Annotated in this window: 23 protein-coding genes; all 23 read right to left on the reverse strand. The window is 50.3% G+C overall.

All coding sequences use genetic code 11. The annotated features are described in order from the left end of the window. Window positions 1-68 precede the first annotated feature (68 nt). Window positions 69-920, reverse strand: a complete 852-nt coding sequence (licT, locus tag F1381_RS21500) for a BglG family transcription antiterminator LicT (RefSeq protein ID WP_151736903.1) — start codon at window positions 918-920, stop codon at window positions 69-71. A gap of 176 nt (window positions 921-1,096) precedes the next feature. After that, window positions 1,097-2,527: a glycoside hydrolase family 1 protein gene (locus F1381_RS21505; protein WP_151736904.1), complete on the reverse strand. Its 1,431-nt coding sequence runs from the start codon at window positions 2,525-2,527 to the stop codon at window positions 1,097-1,099. Window positions 2,528-2,579: 52 nt separating this feature from the next. Next, window positions 2,580-4,037, reverse strand: coding sequence for a glycoside hydrolase family 1 protein (locus F1381_RS21510; RefSeq protein WP_151736905.1), 1,458 nt, complete (start codon window positions 4,035-4,037; stop codon window positions 2,580-2,582). Between the two features lie 229 nt (window positions 4,038-4,266). Then, the gene (locus F1381_RS21515; protein ID WP_151736906.1) at window positions 4,267-4,683 is read right to left on the reverse strand and encodes a cupin domain-containing protein; all 417 of its coding nucleotides are present in this window, start codon (window positions 4,681-4,683) and stop codon (window positions 4,267-4,269) included. 30 nt (window positions 4,684-4,713) lie between these two features. Beyond that, window positions 4,714-5,577: an aldo/keto reductase gene (locus tag F1381_RS21520; RefSeq protein WP_151736907.1), complete on the reverse strand. Its 864-nt coding sequence runs from the start codon at window positions 5,575-5,577 to the stop codon at window positions 4,714-4,716. Between the two features lie 412 nt (window positions 5,578-5,989). Further along, entirely contained in the window at window positions 5,990-6,280 is a 291-nt protein-coding gene (locus F1381_RS21525) for a hypothetical protein (protein WP_151736908.1), read from the reverse strand. 22 nt (window positions 6,281-6,302) lie between these two features. Further along, window positions 6,303-6,668: a monovalent cation/H(+) antiporter subunit G gene (mnhG, locus tag F1381_RS21530; RefSeq protein ID WP_151736909.1), complete on the reverse strand. Its 366-nt coding sequence runs from the start codon at window positions 6,666-6,668 to the stop codon at window positions 6,303-6,305. Further along, the gene (locus F1381_RS21535) at window positions 6,658-6,951 is read right to left on the reverse strand and encodes a Na(+)/H(+) antiporter subunit F1 (RefSeq protein WP_151736910.1); all 294 of its coding nucleotides are present in this window, start codon (window positions 6,949-6,951) and stop codon (window positions 6,658-6,660) included. Before F1381_RS21535 ends, mnhG begins: the two co-directional genes overlap by 11 nt. Beyond that, window positions 6,951-7,433 (reverse strand): Na+/H+ antiporter subunit E, encoded by a 483-nt coding sequence (locus tag F1381_RS21540; protein ID WP_151736911.1) that lies wholly within the window; start codon window positions 7,431-7,433, stop codon window positions 6,951-6,953. The genes F1381_RS21535 and F1381_RS21540 overlap by 1 nt, the downstream gene beginning before the upstream one ends. A 5-nt stretch (window positions 7,434-7,438) precedes the next feature. Beyond that, window positions 7,439-8,914: a Na+/H+ antiporter subunit D gene (locus F1381_RS21545; RefSeq protein ID WP_151736912.1), complete on the reverse strand. Its 1,476-nt coding sequence runs from the start codon at window positions 8,912-8,914 to the stop codon at window positions 7,439-7,441. Further along, window positions 8,911-9,243, reverse strand: coding sequence for a Na(+)/H(+) antiporter subunit C (locus F1381_RS21550; protein ID WP_151736913.1), 333 nt, complete (start codon window positions 9,241-9,243; stop codon window positions 8,911-8,913). Before F1381_RS21550 ends, F1381_RS21545 begins: the two co-directional genes overlap by 4 nt. Then, a complete protein-coding gene (locus F1381_RS21555) occupies window positions 9,231-12,095 on the reverse strand; it encodes a Na+/H+ antiporter subunit A (RefSeq protein ID WP_151736914.1) in 2,865 nt (954 codons plus the stop codon). The genes F1381_RS21550 and F1381_RS21555 overlap by 13 nt, the downstream gene beginning before the upstream one ends. Before the next feature lie 33 nt (window positions 12,096-12,128). Then, window positions 12,129-12,761: a universal stress protein gene (locus tag F1381_RS21560; RefSeq protein WP_151736915.1), complete on the reverse strand. Its 633-nt coding sequence runs from the start codon at window positions 12,759-12,761 to the stop codon at window positions 12,129-12,131. A gap of 462 nt (window positions 12,762-13,223) precedes the next feature. Then, on the reverse strand, window positions 13,224-14,780 hold the full coding sequence (locus F1381_RS21565) for a glycine betaine uptake BCCT transporter (RefSeq protein ID WP_151736916.1): 1,557 nt from the start codon (window positions 14,778-14,780) through the stop codon (window positions 13,224-13,226). A gap of 379 nt (window positions 14,781-15,159) precedes the next feature. Continuing rightward, entirely contained in the window at window positions 15,160-16,986 is a 1,827-nt protein-coding gene (locus F1381_RS21570) for an APC family permease (RefSeq protein WP_151736917.1), read from the reverse strand. Between the two features lie 278 nt (window positions 16,987-17,264). Continuing rightward, window positions 17,265-17,747: a heme-degrading domain-containing protein gene (locus F1381_RS21575; RefSeq protein WP_151736918.1), complete on the reverse strand. Its 483-nt coding sequence runs from the start codon at window positions 17,745-17,747 to the stop codon at window positions 17,265-17,267. 172 nt (window positions 17,748-17,919) lie between these two features. Then, the gene (locus F1381_RS21580; RefSeq protein ID WP_151736919.1) at window positions 17,920-18,690 is read right to left on the reverse strand and encodes an ABC transporter permease; all 771 of its coding nucleotides are present in this window, start codon (window positions 18,688-18,690) and stop codon (window positions 17,920-17,922) included. Further along, window positions 18,691-19,452 (reverse strand): ABC transporter ATP-binding protein, encoded by a 762-nt coding sequence (locus tag F1381_RS21585; protein WP_151736920.1) that lies wholly within the window; start codon window positions 19,450-19,452, stop codon window positions 18,691-18,693. Next, a complete protein-coding gene (locus tag F1381_RS21590; RefSeq protein WP_151736921.1) occupies window positions 19,449-19,820 on the reverse strand; it encodes a DUF1048 domain-containing protein in 372 nt (123 codons plus the stop codon). Before F1381_RS21590 ends, F1381_RS21585 begins: the two co-directional genes overlap by 4 nt. Further along, a complete protein-coding gene (locus F1381_RS21595; protein WP_281349943.1) occupies window positions 19,813-20,127 on the reverse strand; it encodes a PadR family transcriptional regulator in 315 nt (104 codons plus the stop codon). Before F1381_RS21595 ends, F1381_RS21590 begins: the two co-directional genes overlap by 8 nt. A gap of 140 nt (window positions 20,128-20,267) precedes the next feature. Next, window positions 20,268-20,477, reverse strand: a complete 210-nt coding sequence (locus tag F1381_RS21600; protein WP_246188143.1) for an RNA polymerase sigma factor — start codon at window positions 20,475-20,477, stop codon at window positions 20,268-20,270. Between the two features lie 144 nt (window positions 20,478-20,621). Further along, entirely contained in the window at window positions 20,622-20,921 is a 300-nt protein-coding gene (locus F1381_RS21605; protein ID WP_151736923.1) for an iron-sulfur cluster assembly accessory protein, read from the reverse strand. A gap of 79 nt (window positions 20,922-21,000) precedes the next feature. Further along, entirely contained in the window at window positions 21,001-22,662 is a 1,662-nt protein-coding gene (locus tag F1381_RS21610; RefSeq protein WP_343043451.1) for a DUF6138 family protein, read from the reverse strand. Window positions 22,663-22,721: the final 59 nt, after the last annotated feature.

The raw sequence follows: 22,721 nt of genomic DNA on the forward strand, positions 1-22,721 counted from the left end.
GCAGATTTCGCATATCGCTGTTCAGCGTTTAGGTTTTGCCTGCTAAGAGTAACAATCCCGTCACGCAGTTATTCGGCTTTCTCTTCATTGCGTACAATCCGTTCGATATGAATGGTCATGTACAGAATTTCTTCTTTGGATAATTGCCTTTTGTAAATTTTGCGTGTATACTCCGCAATCTTCACGGCGCAGGCATGCGCCTCCGGGTATTGGACCTTGACCAGATCATGCAGCGCGTGCTCCTTGTCCCTGTCATCCATCGGCGTTCCCTGCACCACCCGCTGTGCAAAGAATTTCAGATGGGTCAGAAAGCGGTAATAGCTGAGCGATTCCTCATCCAGCTCAATCAGGAAGCTCCGTCTGACGATATTGAGAATATCCTTCACAATATTGGTGATGCTTACCGTCTCCCGCATTTCCCCGTTCATCTGCGCGTTGACCAGATGCATGGCAATGAAAGCGCACTCGTCTTCCGGCAGCGATACGCCGAGCCTGTCCTCGATGATCTGCAGCGCCTTGATGCCGATGGAGAACTCCTTGCGGTACATCCGCTTGATTTCCCACAGCAGCGCATTGCGGATTTGCAGTCCCTGGCGGTGCCGGTCGATGGCAAAGTGGATATGGTCGGTCAGCGAGATATACACGCTCTCATGCAGCTTCTCACCGAGCACCGTCTCGGCGTAGCGGATAATTTCGTCGGAGCACTCGACATATTCCATCGGGATGTCCGAGAGCAGCGACATCAGCTTTTGCGAGACTTCCTTGTTCTCCAGCGAAAATATCTTTTCAATCTTGTCTTCATCAATGACGTCGCCGGCGTGTTTCTTGAAGGCGATCCCGCGTCCCATAATGACCAGTTCCTTCTGGCTGGCATCCATTACAGTTACGACATTGTTATTCAGCACCTTCGCAATTATCATTCCATCACCTTACACCGTCAGAGTAGAAATAAAAAGGCAAAACCAAAACTGGCCATTCGATAAGAATGCCGGTTTCTGGTTTTGCCTGCTAAGTACAGTAACAATCCAGTGAGGTTTTCCTCTACAAGCATCTTAGCACATCGTCATTTGCATGACAACGTTTTTATGAAAACGTTTTATTCCAAATTGTGGTCCTTCGCCAGGCTGGCTCCATTGGTGCCGATAACTTCCTTGTACCAGTGGAACGACTTCTTGCGGTACCGCTCCAGGGTGCCCGTGCCGTCGTTGTTGCGGTCCACATAAATGAAGCCGTAGCGTTTCTTCATTTCGGCGGTTGAGGCGCTGACGATGTCTATGCATCCCCAAGAGGTATAGCCCATGACTTCCACACCGTCTTTGATAGCTTCATTTACTTGGATTAAGTGATCGCGCATATACTCGATCCGGTAATCATCGTTGACCGTTTTGCCGCCATGACCGTCATCGACCAGCTCATCGACTGCCCCAAGCCCATTCTCCACGATGAACAGCGGCTTCTGGTAACGGTCGTAGAAGCGGTTGAGCACATAACGGAGCCCTTGCGGATCGATCTGCCAGCCCCACTCGCTTGCCTGCAGATAAGGATTCGGGACACCTGCAAACAGGTTTCCTTGGCCGGTAGTCCGCTTCTCCGGATCCCCAGTCTCACAGATGCTCACATAATAGCTGAAGGAAATGAAGTCAACGGTATGCTTCAGCAGCTCTTCGTCCTCAGGCGCAAAATGGATCTCGATGCCGTTCTCCCGGAAATACCGCTTCATATAATTTGGATAAATGCCCCGGGCATGGACATCTGCGAAGAAGTCATTTTTGTGCTCAAAGTGCATACTGGCGATCACATCATCCGGTTGCGGCGTCAGCGGATAAGTCGGCATGCTCAGCACCATACAGCCCAGCTTGGCGCCAGGCATCAGCTCGTGGCCCAGTTTGACCGCCAGCGCGCTTGCCACCAGCTCATGGTGTACAGCCTGGTACAGATCCTGCTTCGACAGCTTCTCCTTCGGCGTATAGATGCCTCCGCTCATGAAGGGCGCTTCCAGAATCGAGTTAATCTCATTGAAGGTCAGCCAGTATTTCACTTTGTCTTTATAGCGCTTGAACACGGTTGTGACATAGCGTTCATAGAAGCTGATCAGCTGGCGGTTGACCCAGCCGTCATACGCTTTGGCGAGATGAAGCGGCGTTTCATAGTGCGACAAGGTTACCAGCGGCTCAATTCCGTATTTGCGGCACTCGTCGAACAGATCGTCATAGAACTGCAGGCCCTCTTCATTCGGAGTCAGATCATCACCATTCGGATAAATCCGCGACCAGGCAATCGACGTACGGAAGACCTTGAAGCCCATCTCGGCAAACAGCTTCACATCTTCTTTATAACGGTGGTAAAAATCAATGCCCACCAGCTTCAGATTATCTTCGGTCGGCTCCTCCGTAATAGGGCCGGCAATCCCGTGCGGCATGATGTCCTGCGTAGAGAGTCCTTTCCCATAGGAGTTATAGGCGCCCTCGCACTGATTGGCCGCAACGGCACCGCCCCACAAGAATCCTTCCGGAAATGCTGTCTTCATATCATAACCCGCCTTTCATAGCTGTAGTTTGTCCATCCATGAGCTTCTGTATTTACAGAGTTTCTCCGTTTGAGGCGATCACCTGCTTGTACCACGCGAACGAATCTTTCTTGCTGCGGTTTAAGGTTCCGTTGCCCTCGTCGTCCAGATCGACATAGATGAACCCGTACCGCTTGGACATTTCCGAGGTGGACATGCTGACCAGATCAATCGGGCCCCAAGCAGTATAGCCCAGCAGTTCAACGCCATCCTTGACGGCTTCCTTCATCTGGATAATATGCTTCTTCAAGTAATCAATCCGGTAGCAGTCATGGATAGCTCCGTCTTCCTCGACCCGGTCAATGGCGCCAAGTCCGTTCTCTACGATAAAGAGCGGCTTCCGGTACCGGTCATACAGCGTATTCAGGGTAATCCGCAGGCCCACAGGGTCGATCTGCCAGCCCCAGTCGGAGGCCTCCAGATAAGGATTCTTGACGCCGCCGACCAAATTACCGGCTGTCGCTTCGCCTTCCGGTCCGGCGGAGACCGCCACGGTCATGTAATAGCTGAAGGAGATGAAATCCACGGTATGCGCGGCAAGAATCTCGTCATCCCCCGGCTCACGCGCGATGACAATGTTATTGTCCGCAAAGTAGCGGTCCATATAAGCAGGGTATTCGCCGCGTGCATGCACATCGGTGAAGAACAGATTCATCTGGTTCTCCTGCTGGCTCTTGCGTACATCCTCCGGATTGCAGGTATGCGGGTAAGATTCGATCCGGGCCAGCATGCAGCCGATTTGCGAGCCCGGGATGATCTCATGCCCCAGCTTCGTCACCATGGCACTCGCCACGAATTGATGATGCAGCGCCTGATACACCGTCTGCAGCTTATGCTCTGTGCGGTCCGTAAGCACTCCGCCACCGGTGTACGGGCTGAACAGCATAACGTTAATCTCATTGAAGGTCAGCCAATATTTCACTTTATTCCGGTAACGGGTGAATACGGTTTCGGCATACTTCACATAATGGCCGATCACCTCGCGGCTGGCCCAGCCGTTGTACTTCTGCGTCAGGCCCAGCGGTGTCTCATAGTGTGACAGCGTAACCAACGGCTCGATGCCGTATTTAAGGAGTTCATCGAACACGTTGTCATAGAATTGCAGTCCCGCTTCATTCGGCTGTGCATCATCGCCGTTCGGGAAGATCCGCGCCCAGTTGATGGACATGCGGAACACCTTGAAGCCCATTTCAGCGAAGAGCGCGATGTCCTCCTTATAACGGTGGTAGAAGTCGACACCTTCCCGCTTCGGGAACCGTTCCTCAATCTCACCGGCCAGAATCTGCGCAATGCGCTCGCTGGAAATCTCCATGGCATGATCCCCCTGGCGCTGGGCCTTCGGCACATAGGCGATCATATCCGCTGTTGACAGTCCTTTGCCGTCCTCGGCATAGGCACCTTCGAGCTGATTAGCTGCAGTAGCTCCGCCCCATAAGAAGTTTTCAGGGAATCCTGTTTTGGCTGTAGTCATCGTTTCTGCCTCTTTTCTGTAGTGATTGGTGGAGCCAAAGGGCCAATAAAACAAGAAAAACCTAAACCATTGGCAAAGAGTTAAGACCTTCATGAAGAAGATCCAATCATTCACCATCGGTTTAGGTTTTGCCTGGACGCCCAGTAACAATCCGTTAAACGATGTATTTAAGGATTATTTAATTGAATTCATCCTATCACAGGTACAAGGAGATTTCAAATGTGTAACATTAATTAGCTAAAAGGCTGTCATAATCCTCATCCGCAACGGGCTCCAGCCATTCTGGCGTACCTGCAGTGATGGCAATATGCTCGAACCAGCTGTCATGGGTTGCACCATGCCAATGCTTAACCCCATCATGGGTAACGATCACATCCCCTGCTTTCAACGATTGTGCGGGTTTACCTTCTTCCTGGTACCAGCCTTCCCCGCCGGTTACCAGTAAAATTTGAAAGCCATCCCGGTGGATATGCCAGTTGTTTCGGCAGCGCGGTTCAAAGGTCACGTTTCCAACGCCAACATTCACTTTTGAATCGGCAACCAGCGTCTTCAGGTAACTTTGTCCTGTAAAATATTGTGCAAAGGCTTCGTTCTTCTCGCCCGCAGGGAAAATCACGCCCGCTTTGACTTCTTCGTATTTTGCCATTGTACATCCTCCATTATCAATAGAACTGGTTTACTTCATTTTCCCGCCAAATACCGGGAAGAAGCTATGCTCACCATAATTCTGGATGGGCTCAACGTTCTTCAGCGTCTCCATATCTGCATCGCTGATCACAAAATCAAGCTCGCCATTGACTCTCATATGCTCCGGATTTGCCGTCTTAGGGATAACTACAAGACCTAACTGGATATCATAGCGCAGGCTAAGCTGGGCTACCGATACTCCATACTTATCCGCCATAGTCTTAATCTCCGCGTGATCAAGGATAGCACCGTGGGCAATCGGTGAATAGGCCTCAACCAGGATGTCATTCTGCTGGCAGTATTCAATTAATGCAAACGGCGTATTGCTCACATGGGCCAAAATCTGATTGACCATCGGCTTAATTTCACAGCTCTCCAGAATATTTTCTATATCATCCTGAAGGAAGTTGGACAGTCCGATCGCCTTGACTTTGCCGGCTTTATAAGCATCCTCCATGGCTTTCCATGCTTCTTTGTTTTCCTGGAAATAGCGGTTCTCCTCACGGAACTCACTCCAGGGCTGCGGGCTGTGAATAATCAACAGGTCAATGTAGTCCAGCCCCAATTTAGCTAAAGACTCATCAATGGAATGTGTAACTGCAGTATAGTTCTTTGCCTCGGCAGCGACCTTTGTCGTAATGAACAGCTGTTCTCTTGTGGTACCGCAGGAGCGGATGCCTTTGCCTACACCGGCTTCGTTCTGATAAGCCTGAGCCGTGTCAATATGACGATAGCCGAGGGACACCGCATCACGTACGGCCTGTTCTGCCTGTCCATCGTCAAGCAGCCAGGTACCCAGCCCTAATGTGGGGATATTTACACCATTAGATAATCTGAGGGTTTCGTTAAACATGTGTATGTCTCCTTTGCATAGTTTTATTTTTAGAATGCCGATTGGCGCTTTCAATTAATCGATAGTAATCGATTAAACGACATATGTTTATAATAAATCAAATTCAATACGGATCAATCGTTATTATTCGCGGATTCGTCCATTACTCGACACACCGGTGGAAAGTGTCAATTATTGAGGATGCCAGTATATCCGGGATGGCTGAATGCATGGTCGGGATTACCAACGGAGACGCCTTGCCTGCCCCGGGAACTGGCCGAACAAATATGGATTTGTTGAAAAGGGATTTGCTGCAGCCTTATACGGCATAGGCTGTATGAATATAGTTCAATAAAAAAACCGCTTATTTGGTAATCTGGCAGTGTCAAAGTGCCATTTTCCAATGAGCGGTTTCTTTTGTGAATTGAATTTACTATGGTTCTAACTGAGCTATGAGCCGCTTTACTTCTGCAACAAACATCTCGTCCACTGCTTCTATTGTGTAGGGATAAACTCCTTGTTTCGTATGCAAATACAACACTGCATGTCCTTGACCGTAGTCCTTAAAAGAGACATCAAAGACATCTTCAATGAAAAACCGGTGGTAAGCGGAATGGATTTGAGTCGGACATAAACATAATAACCGTCTTTGCTTGATGATTTCGAGTTTCTCGCCAGTCATGATTCGTTCGACTTTGTAGTACGGCTGAACGGCGATCGTCAAAGCACTCCCTCCTGTTAACCAGTCATGATTTATTGGCTGGGGATCGCAGCTCTTCTTCCGACAGGGATTTCAGATCATCCCGCACGCTTCCCTTCCATAGCGGTACACCCGAGCGGTAAGCCGCCCGGCCGTTCAAATGCCCCGCTACCGGAGACGTAATAAAAACAAACAAGATGGCGAGCAGCAGCTTGACATTCACCGTCCCGTCTTTAAACAGGAAATACAGAAATCCTCCCCCCAGCAAACACAGCACGCCGAAGGTCGCACTTTTGGTGGCGGCATGCGAGCGCAGGTATACATCGGGAAGCCGGATTAATCCAAAAGCGCTTATTCCGCAGAAGATGGCGCCGCATACCACAAGGATCGAGCTAATCAACTCACCTGTCATTTACGTCCCCTCCTTCCTCCATAATAACGCCCCGTTCGATGTATCTGGCCAGTGCGGTGGTTCCAATAAACGTCAGAATGCCGATGACCAGAATGACCTCCAGAAAATCACGGGTATCCAGCAGCATACAGATAACAGTAATCATAGCGAGCACATGGATGCCTATAGTATCCAGTGCCGCTACCCGGTCTGATCGGGTCGGCCCTTTCAGCAGACGGAAGAGACAAGCCAGCATCGCCAGACCCAATATGATAAGCGAGGTCGTTAACAGCACTGAAACCATTAGCGGGTCACCTCCACGATCGCTTGTTCAAAGGTTCCGCGGATCTGGGCAACCTGCGCTTCCGCATCTTTAATATCAATAGCATGAATGTATAACGTCTTTCTGTCAGGAGAAACATCCAGCGTTAACGTTCCCGGTGTGAGACAAACCAGGCAGGACAGTAAGGTAACTTCCCACGCTGAAGCCAAAGCTGTCTCATAAGCAAATATTCCGGGCTTAATGGCCAGCTTAGGACGAAGAATATGCCCGATGACTACAAAGTTCGAGATGGTCAGCTCGCGGATAAAGATCAGCAGCAGCTTCAGGATAGCCCATAGGCGTCTGAGGTAAAACGGCTTTTTCTGCGGCCTGGTTCTTCGGAAGAAGATTAATAAGGCAACCCCGAGCAGATATCCTACGATAAAGCTTGAGCCGGAATCATTGTTGTTCATCGCCATCCATAGAAAGGCAATCAACAGGTTGAACAGAAATTGTAAGGCCATCTCCTCTACTCCTTCATTATGGCTTGGATATAAATATCAGGTGTAGCCAAGACCTCGCCTGCCTGCGCTACATAGTCATATACGTAATCGGCTCCGATTCCCATTACGATTACCAGTACAACCAGTCCGGCGGCGACAGCCGCAGCCCCTCTCAGGTTCACTTTAGGCAGTTCTGTCTCCGGTTCATTCCCCCAGAATGCGAGCCGGAACACCTTAATCAGGGAATACAGCACCATTAAGCTTGAACCCAGGGCAATGAGGGACAATGGCAGCATACCCGCATCAAGCGCTCCCCGAATGATCAGGACCTTGCCTGCAAAACCGCTGAGCGGCGGTATGCCCACCAAAGCAAGCGTCAGAATAAAGAACATCCAGCCAATGAGCGGATACCTTTTGATGAGGCCGCCCATGCTGGTTAGCCCCTCCGTTCCCGCTGCGGATATGATCATCCCGCCGAGAATAAACATGAGCGCCTTAGCCAGCATATCGTGCAGCAGATAGAAGACTGCACCGTCAAGTGCATTCTCTGTCCCTGCTGCGAGCCCAAACGCGACAAACCCTACACTAATGATCACATTGTAATTAAGGATGCGCGGGATATCCTTATAGGCTACGGCTCCCAGGCTGCCGAGAATCATTGTAACAGCAGCCATCCAGGCGATCAGATTATGGGTTAGCCCCGGATCGTTAACAAACAGCAGTGTAAAGGTCCGGATTATCGCGTAAAGCCCCACTTTGGTCAGCAGTGCCCCAAACAGCGCCCTTACCGCCGGCGGCGGAGCACTGTAGGATCCCGGGAGCCAGAAGAACAGAAACAGTCCGGCCTTCAAGGCAAATACAATCAGAAACAATACGGCAATTACATTCAGTACACCGCCTTGTCCGGTTTCGGCGATGCGCTGGGACAGATGCGCCATGTTAAGCGTCCCTACTGCTGCATAGAGGTAAGCGACGGCTGCAACAAACAACGTCGAGGACACGATGTTGATTAATAAATACTTGGGTGTTTCCCGCAGCTGAAGCTTTGTCCCGCCAAGTGAAATCAGGGCATAGGAAGATATCAGCATCACTTCAAAGAAAACAAATAAATTGAAGATGTCTCCCGTAAGAAAGGAACCGGTAACCCCGACCATCAGAAACTGAAAGAAAGGATAGTAATAAAATCGTTCCCGCTTCTCCTCAATGCTCTGGAATGAGTACAGCAAAACCGCAAAGCTGACCACAGCCGTCATCATAACCAGTAACGCTGCAAGCATATCCCCTACAAATACGATTCCGTAAGGAGCAGCCCAGCCCCCCATTTCCAAAGTTAGAATGCCCTCCCTGTGAATATGCGAAACGAGCAATATAGCAGTAAACAGATTCAGCAGTCCGCTGACCGTACTGATACCCCGCTGAAGGCGGATCTTCTCTTTAAAGAAAAACAGGATCACAGCCGTGCACAATGGTATCAGGACAGGCAGCACCAAAACATTGCTCATTCTTTGACCTCCTTGATGCTGTCAATCTCATCCGTACCTAACCCCTGATAAGAACGGTAGGCCAGTACAAAATAAAAAGCGGTAACGCCGAAGCTGATGACGATGGAGGTTAGGATCAGCGCCTGAGGCAGAGGGTCAACATAGGATTCTGCGTCCCCGAGTACAGGTGCGGCTCCCTGCTTGAGTCCGGCCATGGTCAGGAGCAGAAGATGAACGCCGTGCGTCAGCAGAGAGGTTCCCAGTATAATCCGCAGCAGGACCTTTGAAAGAATCAGATAAACCCCAATCGTAAATAATATGCCTATGGCCAGCGCCATTACGAGTTCCATTGTTTATCCTCTCCGATCGTTAAAATAATGTTCATGGTTACACCCACCACAGCCAGATAGACCCCCAGGTCAAATAAAACGGCCGTTGCCAGCTCGGTGTCCCCAAGGATAGGCAGATGGAAATGGCCAAAGGCATGACTCAGGAACGGGGCGCCAAAGAGAAATGAACCTGAAGCCGTTAGTATGGCGGTTAAGAGCCCGGCCGCAGTCAGCAGCCGGTAATTCACAGGAACCGCCTGCCGGATCTGATCCATACCAAAAGCGATGGCCATCAGCACCAGTGCGGCAGAGGTCATCAAGGCCCCGATAAAGCCTCCCCCCGGGTTGTTATGTCCCGCAAAGAACAGGTACAGCGAAAAGATCACAATAATCACTACAATCGCCCTCGACATCGTCTGCAGAATGACGTCATTGCTGCGCACCGGCAAGGCTGCACGCGGTTTCCCCGGCGGCGTTTGCTGCGCATCCCCGTCCAGCTTTAATTTGATTAGAGCGTAGATGGACAGTGAGGCGATGCCAAGCACCATAATCTCAAACAAGGTATCGAATCCGCGGAAGTCCACCAGGATGACATTGACTACATTTTTTCCTCCGGCCAAATTATAGCTCTCTTTCAGGAAAAACTCGGAGATGGGCTCGAACGGGCTGCTGCCCATCGCTGCCAGCGCAATTAAGGTCATTGTAACGCCAACGCCCACCGCAATAACCAGATTTGGCAGCTTAAAGCGCAGCGGCTCCTTCTGCTGCTTCAGCTTCGGCAAATACCGGAAGCAGAGCAGGAACAGAATGACCGATACGGTCTCGATGATCATTTGTGTCAATGCAAGGTCCGGCGCCCGGAAAAGAACGAACAACAGCGTTACCATATATCCTACACAGCCGGTGAAAAGGATGGCATTAACCCGGGACTTGGCAAACGGAATCCCGAAAGCCGCCAGCAGCATGACTAATACTACAGCCAACTCGTATATGGACAGCGGAGCATACTGCTTCATGCCAAAGCTTATACCGGGTTCCCGTACCATGACGGTAAGCAGCGCAATGACGAAAAAGCTGAAAATATACAGCAGGTAATGACGGTTCGAGCCGGTCATATACGCATCGGTCAGACGTCTTGATCCCCGCTCAAGAAGCTGGAGGGATCCGTCATATATTCGGTTGAGGGTATTGGTGCCCTTTGCTTCCCGGTCCAGCAGGCGCAGCCGGGTGTATGTTCTGTAAAGAAGGATGCCCACTGCAATGACACCGAGTGTCATAAAGATCTCGGCTGTCCAGCCATGCCAGAAATGAATCGACACCTCGAAGGTTTCACCGGGCGCAAGCATTCCCTGGTGAATGGAAACCATAGCCGGTTCAATCAGCGTCCTAGACACAAGCTTCGGGAAGAATGCAAACACAACAGCCAGCGATATTAACAATACCGGCGGCAATAATAGTCCCAGTGGCGCTTCATGCGGGGCTTTATCCAGCTTATCTTGTTTGAGCTTGCCGCCAAAGGCCTTAAATACGAGAATCATGCTGTATACAAAGGTGAATACACTGGCAATCCAGGCCATGACCGGAAAGAGACTCAACCAGAAGCTGGAGTTCCAGAGGTCAAGCTCCCTGATATTCAGCATGGAAGTGAAGAACATTTCCTTACTCAGAAAACCGCTGAAGGGCGGCAATCCCGCCATCGAGAACGCCCCGATTGACGCAATGGTGAAAGTAACCGGCATCACCGTCATGAGTCCACCCAGATTGCGGAGATCCCGGGTTCCGGTCTCATGGTCAATTATGCCGACCACCATGAACAAGCTGCCCTTAAAAACAGCATGGTTGATCAGGTGAAAGAGCGCTGCTGTAGTAGCCATAGCATAGAAGACGGCGTCTTCTTTACCGCTGAAAAAGGCAGACGCAGACCCGAGTCCCAGCAAAGACATAATTAAGCCGAGCTGGCTGATCGTCGAGTAGGCAAGCAGGGCTTTAAGATCGGTTTGCCGGATCGCTTTAAAGGAACCGTAAATCAGCGTGATCAGACCGGTGGCAGAAATCAGCCAGAACCAGCCGGCTTGACCGGCAAATACCGGGGTCAGTCGGGCCACGAGGTATAATCCTGCCTTCACCATCGTTGCCGAATGAAGATAGGCACTTACCGGAGTCGGAGCTTCCATGGCATCTGGCAGCCAGATATGAAACGGGAATTGCGCTGATTTCGTAAATGCACCCAGCAGAATCAGCAGCATAGCCGGAATAAACATTGAGTTCTCTGTTAAAGCTCCCGCCTGAGGAATAATCTCGCGGATACTGTACGATCCGGTCATTAAATACAGCATATTAAAGCCGGCAAACATCGCCAGACCGCCGAAGACGGTAATCAGCATGGATTTCAGCGCTCCGTAGCGGGATCTCTCCCGGCCGTACCAGAATGCGATGAGCAGGAAGGACGAGATGCTTGTAAGCTCCCAGAACCCGTAGAGTACCATCAGATTATCCGAGAGAACGACGCCGAGCATTGCCCCCATGAACATGAGCAGATAGATATAGAACTGGTGAATTCCTTCTGTATGCTTATCCAGATAATGAATGGAATATAGTACAACAAGCGCACCCATCCCGGTAATCAGCAGAACAAACAGCAGGCTCAGTCCGTCCAGCACCAGCGTAATGTCAATTCCCAGTTTGGGCATCCAAGCAATAGTGGACACTATGCTCTCTTCCGTCCGGACCGTATGAATCTCCGTCAGGAAATACACAAAGAGGGCAGCCGGAAGCGGTAAAACTACCCAACCCGGATGAACGAGCTTGGTTGGTTTGATCAGCAGTATGATTACTGACAGTAAAAATGGAAGCAAAACAGCGACATGCAGCAAAGCTTGGTCCCCCCTCTAATTTGTATTGTTTATTTAAACGGGCTTCACCCATTCATTTTGGACAATCCTTAAGTATTGCGCTTCACCGTGCTTAACCACCTTAAACAAACCGGTGTTAAAATCCGTGTCCAGCTCGCGGAAGAATACGCCTTTGATCGTTTCGCCGCCGGCAGCCTCCTCAGCAAGAATGTAACGCCCTCCCTCTGGGACCAGATATGCAGTGGAGCCCTGTTCATGGGTCTGCTCCAGCATTTCCGGATAGCGCTGGACTGCTACAATATGCAGATCAATGGTCCCTACACGTTCCATTAAATCGTTGATGAAATTACCCTTGGTGATTTCCTGCCACAGCGTTCGGATCGATTGTCCAAGCACAATCTGAGTAATCCGGTTCTCTCTTGCAGTCTCGGTAATAATATCAACTGTTTTTCTTCCGTTACATTTACGAATTAAAAACTGCCCTCCCGCTTCCTTCGTCTGCTTCTCCCACGCGGAAAGGTAATGCTGCCTTTGCATGTTATACTCATTGTCCCCAATTGCATCAACCGTAAGTACAATCAGGGGGGCCTGTAAGCGTCTGGCCAGCTCTCCTCCCCGATGAATCAGCCGTTGTCCATGGGGACCGTAGTGTACACATACCATGATGCCCTCCGTGCGTATTTCCATTTCAAAGCCTCCCTGATAGTTAAATTATTCCATTAAAAAACAATAAAAAGAGCCCGCTGTTGGCAGGCTCCTCCGGTTTGGTGCGTATACAATTAGTGACATTATATAGTCAACCGTAAAGAAAGTAAAGCGATCTGCTTGGGTATAGTCTGAAATTGATTAGGGGAGCCTGTGTTAAAAGGAGATGGCTCGCTTGACTGTGCTGAGATATAAAATTACTATCTGTGCTACACTGTTCGTTCTAATGTTAATGCTTGGATGGGGACTGGAGCAAACGATGAGTGCTTCCCAGGCAAAGAATTCCCCTGCTCTGATCCCGAGCGAAGAAAGTGAACTGTATAGTGAAGGTGGATATACGGAGATTCAGCTTCTTACAGAACCTTTTCTGCCCCGTCAATACGCAAGAATCCGCAGAATGGCGGAGTAGAGTATGCCCGCAGCTCAAAGCGCTTGCCCCCGCCCTCACTTCACTGGAATTTCGTTCTGGAATGGTTCTTGTTCCTCCAGCAATTGCTTCAGCTTCTGACGGTGACGTTTTTCCCTTTGGCGGCGCTCTTTATCCTCAGCCTGAAGAGCCTTGAGCAGTGAGAAACACATGCCGATCAGGACAACAGCAAAAGGTAAGGCTGCTACAATGGACGCTGTCTGAAGGCCGCTTAATCCGCCGCTGATCAGCAGCACTACCGCTATAGCAGACTGCAGGATCCCCCAGGTTAATTTCACTCTGGCACTGGGATCGAGCTTGCCGTCCGAGGTCAGCATTCCCAGCACAAAGGTTGCCGAATCGGCTGAGGTGATAAAAAAGGTCATAATCAGCAGCGTCGCAATAAGCGCGATGATGTAACCTAAGGGCAGTTGCTCCAGTGTGATAAACAGAGCGGTGGTAGTATCTTCTTTAACGGCTTGAGCCAGCTCGGCGGCATTGAACATTTCCAGATGGAGCCCCGTCCCCCCGAAAACCGAAAACCAGACAAACCCGAACAGACTCGGAATAATCATGACACAGATGACAAACTCTTTGATGGTCCTGCCCTTGGATACCCTTGCGATAAAAGTCCCGACAAAGGGAGCCCAGGCGATCCACCAGGCCCAATAGAATAACGTCCATGCGCCGACCCAGGTTCCTCTTGAGAATGGAGTTAACCGCAAACTCATATTTATGATATTTTGCAGGTAGCTGCCTAACGTTGTTGTAAACGTATCGAAAATAAAGGATGTCGGTCCTGTTGCCCATACGAACAGCATTAACAGAACGGCTATAACCAGGTTGGTGTTGCTGAGGATTTTGATTCCTTTATCCAGGCCTGTAGTGGCAGAGATGAGGAACAACACGGTCACTATAGCAATGATAATAACCTGGGCTGTAACAGAGTTCGGAATCCCGAATAAATATTCCAATCCTCCGCCGATTTGAAGAGCACCTAGTCCCAGTGAAGTTGCAACCCCGAAGATCGTGGCAATCACCGCCAGGATATCGATAATTTTGCCCAGCCAGCCGCCAGCCAGCCGTTCGCCCAATAAAGGAATAAACGTTGAACTGATCAGCCCTTTATACCCTTTCCGGAACTGGAAGTAAGCAAGCGCCAATCCGATGACGGTGTATATAGCCCAGGGATGCAGTCCCCAGTGGAAAAAGGAATACCGCATGGACAGCCTTGCCGCTTCTGCTGTACCTCCTTCTACGCCCTCCGGCGGAGATAAATAGTGGGATAAGGGCTCCGCCACGCCCCAGAATACAAGCCCGATTCCCATACCGGCGCTAAAAAGCATCGACAGCCAGGAGAGTGTGGAATATTCCGGTTCATCATCGTCATCCCCAAGCCTGATCCCGCCAAACCTGCTGAATGCTAAGTAGAAAGCGAATATTAAGAAAAACAGAGTAGCCAGCAAGTAAAACCAGCCAAAATTGTGGATGGAAAAGTTATAAGCGACATTAGCTGTATTCGCCAGCTGGTCAGGAGCAACTGCTCCCCAAATTGCAAATAACGCCACTATGGTAATGGCAATGGTGAAGACCATGAATATACCTCCATTAATTATTAAATCGTTTACAGGTATGGCTTAGTATGTGTTAAATCAACATGTAATATTTCGGCAGAAGTGATTTCGAGACATTATAGTTAATGATTACTCCTTTCCTATATATTTTTAACAAAACAAAAAGAGCCTCCATGGTGCAGGCTCCTCCTTGTACAACTAACCAAACTGACCTTCTCGACCTTAATACTGAAGGGGAAACGGGAGATTTCCGTTCAAAAATATGGATCTTCCCGTGAACTGGCACAAAGGCTAGTTACTATCTTCCTTAGAGGGACAGCGTCAACCTGAATCGCCGCAGTCATTGACTCCGGCGACAATAAAGGGCTTGTCTCAATCCAGTTGAGACAAGCCCCTTGATTCATTTTTTTAAATGATAAGGCACGGTCGTTACGATCACATCTCTGCGGAACAATAAATGCGCGCGGATCAGCAGGCTGGACTGGTTATGCAGGATGTTCTGCCAGCCTTTCTTCGGAATGAATTGCGGAATAATAACGGTTACCTTGTGATTGGACTCGGCAGCCTTCCACTGGACTGTGTCAATAAACTTGATTAACGGCTGCAAAATACTGCGGTAAGGCGTATACAGCGTCACTAAGCGCACATCCGGCAGAATCCGGCTCCACTTCTCCTCGAAAGCAGCCTCTTCCTCCCGTTCAAAAGGAACATAAACCGCGATAATCTGCTGCGGCGACAGTGATTTGGCATACTCCAAAGAATTCATAACTACATGGGTAATTCCTGCTACCGGCAATATAATTACATTTCCATCAATCCGCGCCGTTTCCTCACAGGTTGTGATTCTGAGCTGATCAGCAACGGCCTCATAATGCTTGTGAATCCGGTCGAATACGAGCAGCAGCAGCGGCAGGAACACGAACACGGGCCACACCTGTGTAAACTTGGTCAAGAAGAACATGAGCGTCACAATAAGGCTGATTAATGCCCCCACCGTGTTGATGACAAACTTCTGCGTCCAGCCGGCCGGCTTCTCCCGCAGCCATTTCACCATCATTCCGGTCTGCGATAACGTAAAGGGAATGAACACGCCAACAGCATAGAGCGGGATCAGCTGCTCGGTTTCCCCTTCAAAGACATAAATTAAGACAATGGAGAGAAGTCCCAATATAATAATCCCATTGGAATACCCGAGCCGGTCCCCTCGCACCGTGAACATTCTGGGAATAAACTTGTCCTTGGCCAAGTTTACAGCGAGCAAAGGGAAAGCGGAATAACCGGTATTGGCGGCAAGAATCAAGATTAATGCCGTCGTTCCCTGGATGAAATAGTACATCGCGTTCCGGCCGAAGGTCTGCTCAGCAATCTGCGAGACGACAGTGACATCGCCGCGCGGGGCCACCCCGTAGTAATAAGCCAGCACCACAATTCCCGAGAACAAGACAGCCAGGATCGCCCCCATGGCCAGCAGGGTTTTGGCTGCGTTGGAGGCTGCGGGATGCTTGAAATTCGGAATGGCATTAGAGATGGCTTCGACGCCGGTCAACGCCGAGCTACCGGAAGAGAAAGCCCTGAGCAGGAGAAACAAGCTGATGCCTGCCACCGGAGTGCCTATGGGTGTATGCAGCTCTGCCGGAACGTTGCCCGTCAGGATGTTATACAGGCCTGTACCGATCAGGATGGCCAAGGCCAGAACAAATAAATACACCGGATATGCCAATACAGATGCGGATTCTGTTACCCCTCTTAAGTTGAGTATCGTAATCACCAGCACGAAGCCGACGGCAATGATCACTTTATGCTCATGCAGACCGGGAAACGCAGAGGTAATCGCATCGGTTCCGGCCGATACACTTACAGCTACCGTCAGGATGTAGTCGACCAGCAAAGAGCCTCCGGCAATAAGTCCGGGGTAGCGGCCCAAATTCTCCTTGGAGACCACATACGCTCCCCCGCCATGCGAGTAGGCGAAGATAATTTGCCGGTAGGATAAAATAAGTGCGGTCAACAGCACCAGTACGCCGACGGCAATAGGGATCGAATACCAGAAGGCAGCCGCCCCGATGGTGAACAGTACAATCAGGATTTGTTCCGGTCCGTAGGCAACGGACGATAAGGCATCGGATGATAGAATGGCCAAGGCTTTCTTTTTGTTTAATTTCTGCTCCCCCAGCTCAGTGGACTTTAACGGTCTTCCGATCAAGAATCTTTTTAGAAATGAGATCACGGGTTTCACCACTCGTTGTTTATTAATACAGCTAAATGGCACAAGAAGCCATATTGCTGCGAGTATATCATCTGTGGCGTTAACACCGCGTTAAGATTTGAACGGAGACATTAAGATTGCATTAAGATGGGAGTCGTCCTTAGATCAAGTAAATAAGTCTGTTCTAAGTGACGTTTACCCCATGGTTCGTTTTCTTGTTCGGCATGTTTCTTAAAGCCAGCTTTCACATACATAAGCAGCTTCATATTAGTCCTTCGTATGGATTTACGCTTCCAACGTTAGGAGCTCACCTTAGAGTGCAGCAGCTTCTTAAGCGAGGCTACGACCATCTCATGGTCTTCGTGGCCTTCCAGCCCGGAGACGGTAATGGTGCCGATCATTCCGGCACCCTTAACGATAAGCGGGAAGCAGCCCCCTTCGGCCGCATAATTCAGCGGATCGATAAAGGCGTTGTCCTGGATTGTCGTGTTCCAGGACTTCATCAGGAAATGTATGTAATAAGAACTGTGTTCAAAATGATGGGCAACATTGATTTTCCGTGTAATCCACCGGTCATGGCCCAGGCCGTTGTCATTCATCTTCGCGTGGAACAAGGTCATGCCGTTCTTGCGGATGTCCACCGTAATTTGTTTGCCTACCGCGAAGGCTTTAGCCAGTATCAGCTGGCCCAGCTCGATGGCTGTATTATTGCTGAATTCGCTGAATTGCAGCTCCTGCTCCTGAAGAAGAAGCGTATTTAACAGTGCTGTGTAATCTTCCACTCCTGCACTTCCTTTGCTTTAAATTGTGTGTTTTCCCCGGCAAATCTTCTTCAGTATACTGTGTCTTTGCACTGTTGAACATCCTAAAAAGAGCCGACAACAGTGATTACTCACGGTTATCGGCTCAGCGTCTGCGCATCCGGCTCTTGAATCTCGGATCATCACTTTTACATTAAGCTGCTTTTCTTCTGTATGCGCGCATCGCGAATAAATAGGCGACGACCATGATTCCTAAGCACCAGGCAAGCGCGGCCCATATATCATTGCCCACAGGCTGGCCTGAGAGTAATGCCCGCATAGCGTTAACGATGGAAGTTACCGGCTGGTTTTCAGCAAAAGCGCGAACGGCTGATGGCATCGATTCGGTAGGCACAAACGCTGAGCTGATAAACGGCAGGAAGATTAGCGGATAGGAGAAGGCACTTGCGCCTTCCATAGTTTTGGCAGACAGTCCGGAAATGACCGCCACCCAGGTTAAGGCCAGTGTAAACAATGCGAGTATACCGGCTACGGCAAGCCATGGCAGTACGCCTGCGGACGAACGGAAACCCATAACGAGCGCAACCAGAAGGATGACGATGACAGTGATGGCGTTGGACACCATGGAGGTCAATACATGCCCCCAAAGCAGGGCCGAACGTGATATCGGCATGGTATGAAACCGCTCGAAGATGCCCCGCTGCACATCGGTGAACAGCCGGTAAGCCGTGTAGGCAATTCCGCTGGCGATGGCCATCAGCAGAATGCCCGGCAGCAGGTAATTCACATAGTTGTCCGTCCCGGTCTGAATCGCCCCGCCCAGCACATAGACGAACAGCAGCATCATGGCAATCGGAGTGAGACAGACCGTGATAATGGTATCCAGACTGCGGAAGATATGGCGCATGGAGCGTCCGAGCATCACGCTAATATCGGTGAAAAAATGACCTTTTGCCGTTTCCATTTATATGGCCTCCTTGTTGCCGACGATGGCGAGGAAAATTTCCTCTAATGTCGGCTGCTTCTGGGTGTACTCCACTGCTGCAGGCGGGAACAACTGCTTGAGTTCTTCAAGTGTGCCGCCTGCAATAATTCTTCCGTCGTGCAGAATGGCAATCCGGTCGGCCAGCTGCTCAGCCTCATCCAGATACTGCGTGGTGAGGAGAACGGTTGTACCGCCCTCAGCCAGCTCCTTCACATTCTTCCATACCTCGATGCGGGCCTCGGGGTCCAGGCCGGTGGTCGGCTCGTCAAGGAAAATGATCTGCGGATGGCCCACCAGGCTCAAGGCGATGTCGAGCCGGCGGCGCATCCCGCCAGAATAGGTCCCTGCCCTCCGATCGGCCGCTTCCGTCAAGCCGAAGCGTGCGAGCAGGTCGTCCGCAACCTGGCGGGGATTGCTGAGGTACCGCAGTTTGGCGACCATGATCAGATTCTCCCGTCCGGTCAAAATTTCATCCACGGCGGCAAATTGCCCGGTCAGGCTGATGGCCTGCCGCACCTTCCCGGGTTTGGCCGCAACATCGAATCCGTTGACAGCAGCGCTACCGCTGTCCGGCTTGAGCAATGTGGAGAGGATCTTTATTACCGTAGTCTTGCCCGCCCCGTTGGAGCCGAGCAGGGCGAGAATTTCCCCGCGCCTCACCTCGAAGCTCACCCCCTTCAGGACTTCGGTAGTCTTATAAGATTTTCTCAAGTCCTTTACCTGGATCGCAATGTCATTCATTTGGCATCCCTCCCTTTACCGAACTTTTTCTTGATATCGCGGTTTAAAGAATCTCGCCAATTCTCTGTGTAGGTGCTGGCGCTGCGCAAGAGCTCATCGCAGAAGGCGGCCACGTCTTCCCCGGTGATCTCCAGCACATGCTTGCCGTCCGCAGCACCGGCCTCGAACAGCTCTATCAGGCCATAATGAATTTCCATCATGTCATAGCCGCTCCCTGCCACGAACATCCACATATGGCTCTGTATCTTCTTGAATACGTACCGGTAGTCTTCCGGCAGCGCCTCTACCCTTGCCATCTGTTGCTTGTATTCTCGCTTGCTTTCAATCATCTTCTTGATATTGAGGTAATTATCGAAAAAATCAGCCATTGAATTCTTCCTCCTTTAATTGTTTGAGCTTCGACGTGACAAACTCCCACTTCTCCCAGAATTTCCGCAGCTCTTCCCGTCCGGCATCGTTGAGCGCGAAGAACTTTCGCGGCGGTCCCATGTCGGAGGGCTTCTTGACAGTCTCTACCAGCTTGTTCTTCTCAAGCCGGAGCAGGATGGTGTACACCGTTCCCTCCACAACATCGGTGAAACCGAGAGCGTTCAAGTGCCGCGTGATTTCGTAGCCGTAGGTTTCTTTGCGGCTAATAATTTCCAGGACGCAGCCCTCGAGAACGCCCTTGAGCATTTCTGTCAGGTTTTCCAGCACAATCACCTCCTGCTATTCAGTATGACTGGTATTCAGTGTTACTAACTACTACTACATAGTAACACAGAATAGTGGAATGTCAATGGGCTGATCAGCGACCGGGCTGAGCTCCAATTGCTCTACTGTATAGCTGAAACCGCCGCTGGTCTCTGCGGCATCTCCGTTTCCGCATGATTCTTCAGAATGTAGTAGCAGTACGCGTACATTTGCCGCTCAAATTGCCGGATGATCATGGCGTAGGCCTGCCGGTCTCCTGCCTGCACGCGCTGGATAACGGCTTCAATATCTGGATGTGTTCCTTCCGCTTCCCCGGGGATGGATGGCTTCAATCGCTCACCTCCTTTGTTTCTTTGTCTATATAACAGTCGGCGCAGGCCGTTTTGTGACACGGGTTCAATCGTAAAGGTATACCTTCGCAAAAAAAGAGTCCAGCCCGTAAACAGGCTGAACTCTGATCTGTGTGAAACAATGCTTTATTTCTCAAGAAAGCCGGTAGACGGATTCGTGATGAAGAAGCCCTCTTCCGGAACATAGAAATATTGAATCCATACGCCGTCCAGGAGCGGCTCGCGCGTATCCAGCAATACCTCAATTCCCTTGTCTGTAGCCACAATCTCATCATGCTCAGTAGGTGTATCCAGAGTTACATCGTAATGTCCGTGGTTTCCGTGATTCTGTGTAATAATAACACGGATCTTCTTTCCTTCCGCTTCCGGAGTGTTGAGCATATCTTTTAGTACTTTGGCTGCATTGCGGTTAATTTTACATTTCATCGTAGAACGACCTCTATTCTTCTTATTTTGCAGTGAGAGTTCTATTATAACATATGATAAGGAACTATATATAATTTAGTTAACGTCGCCGGGTAGCCCCGATCAATTCGAGAAGGCCTTGCTGCTGCCCTCCAGCCTGGTCAGCCAGCTTCTTGAGCTTGTCCGTTCCGCCCCAGATCACATACACCAGATGCTCCACCTGATAGCACTCAAGACCCCTCACTGTATGGAGCAGCAGTCCCAGCAGCTTCTCATCCTCGAAGGCTCCGGACAGCTTCAGCTTTAGTGAATCTGAGCTGTACAGCATACTGGTTACCAGAACGGGAAGAGTCTCTTCATGAATACCGTAATGGTCGGCGAACGCCGCGATGAACTTATCCTGTACGAGCTGGTGTTCAACGTCAACCTTCACCATATATTGCAGAACAAGCGGGAAATATCTGCGGTCTGCCAGCCCAAGGCCAAAGACTGCATAGGTGCCCGGCATACAGTTCTTCTCCCCTTCCGTATCCGTATACCATTCATAGGTTTCCATGGCCGCCCCGGCGTACTCCTCCAGCAGCGGGTGGAGCTCCGGATATTCAAGCGCATTCGCGAAGAAACGGTGCGTCCCCGATTTGGCCAGCCCTTTAACCGGCAGCCAATGCTTAGCTGGAGACTTTAGCTTAATCTGATAGCTTTTTGGGAAACCCTGCTTCAGGAGATGAATCAGGAACCGGAGCACGAGGGCATAGCTCTCCGCGGATTCCTGCTTCATATGTACGCTTATTTCGGCGAACACATCATTTGCGCTGCACTCCGCCAGCTCGCTGCGTAATCGCGTATCCTCTTCCGCAAAGGTTCCGCTCCCGTGCTTCATCAGCTGCTTAGCCTGAGTGCTGCCGAGTTCGATCGCACAATTCAGAAAGGTCAGCCCCACATTTCTGCTGTAGGAAGGCTCATATTTGAGGATACAAACGGCAGCATAGAGCACCAGTTCGAAAGAGCTCAAATCCGTATTGTCCGGTTGAACGCCGCTCTTCTTCTGATATTCCCTCTGCCATTCGGTTCCGGTGTTCTCAAAATAACGGGGCAGCCACCGGTCTTCTGCCCACCTGCGCAGAGCTCCGGTCAAAGTGCTGCGATGCTCCGCAAGATGCTGATTACCCTTATTCAGCTCCAGAATCTTCTCAAAGATCTCAATGATTCGGGCAGATTCCAGGACGGGAAACAGTCCTTCATCCAGCAGATGCCGGGCCAGGAAAAAGCTCTCCAGCGGCTTGGTCGGATAGTTGCCGGCATTAAGCTTATTGGAGATATAATGGCTGATCTGATCCTGCAGCCATTGCTTCTTGGCCTCGTCTACACTGTCCAGGATACGGACATGGACAAAGCCGCTGCTCACCCGGAACTTTCCTTCAAACGTAAACCGGTAATCTATAACTGCCGGTGGTAAAATGTTTATTTGGTGCTGCATATACTGAGCCAGCTCAGGGACGATGTACTCCCGGACCTGCTGCTCGGTCAACGGCTCTGCGGGACCCGGTTTATTTTTACGCGAAAATGATAAATCCAGCCCATCATCTGTGACATCTACCCGGCCATTCTCATATTCGAGAAGAGCATAGTCATGTATGCCAGCCTGCAAGGGAGTGCGCTTCACAATTTGGCCGGCGTCCTTAGCGCTGATAGAGGCGATCCATTTGTCTATTTCTTGTTTCATTTCTATAAGAATGGCTTCAAGCGTATGAGTCATATCCATTATCTGCTCCTTGGTTCAATACCGTCTATCTTCTAGTGCAGGTTGCAAAGCCCCTTCTT

This window comes from Paenibacillus tengchongensis (assembly GCF_008973665.1).
GTDB lineage: Bacteria > Bacillota > Bacilli > Paenibacillales > Paenibacillaceae > Paenibacillus_AQ > Paenibacillus_AQ tengchongensis.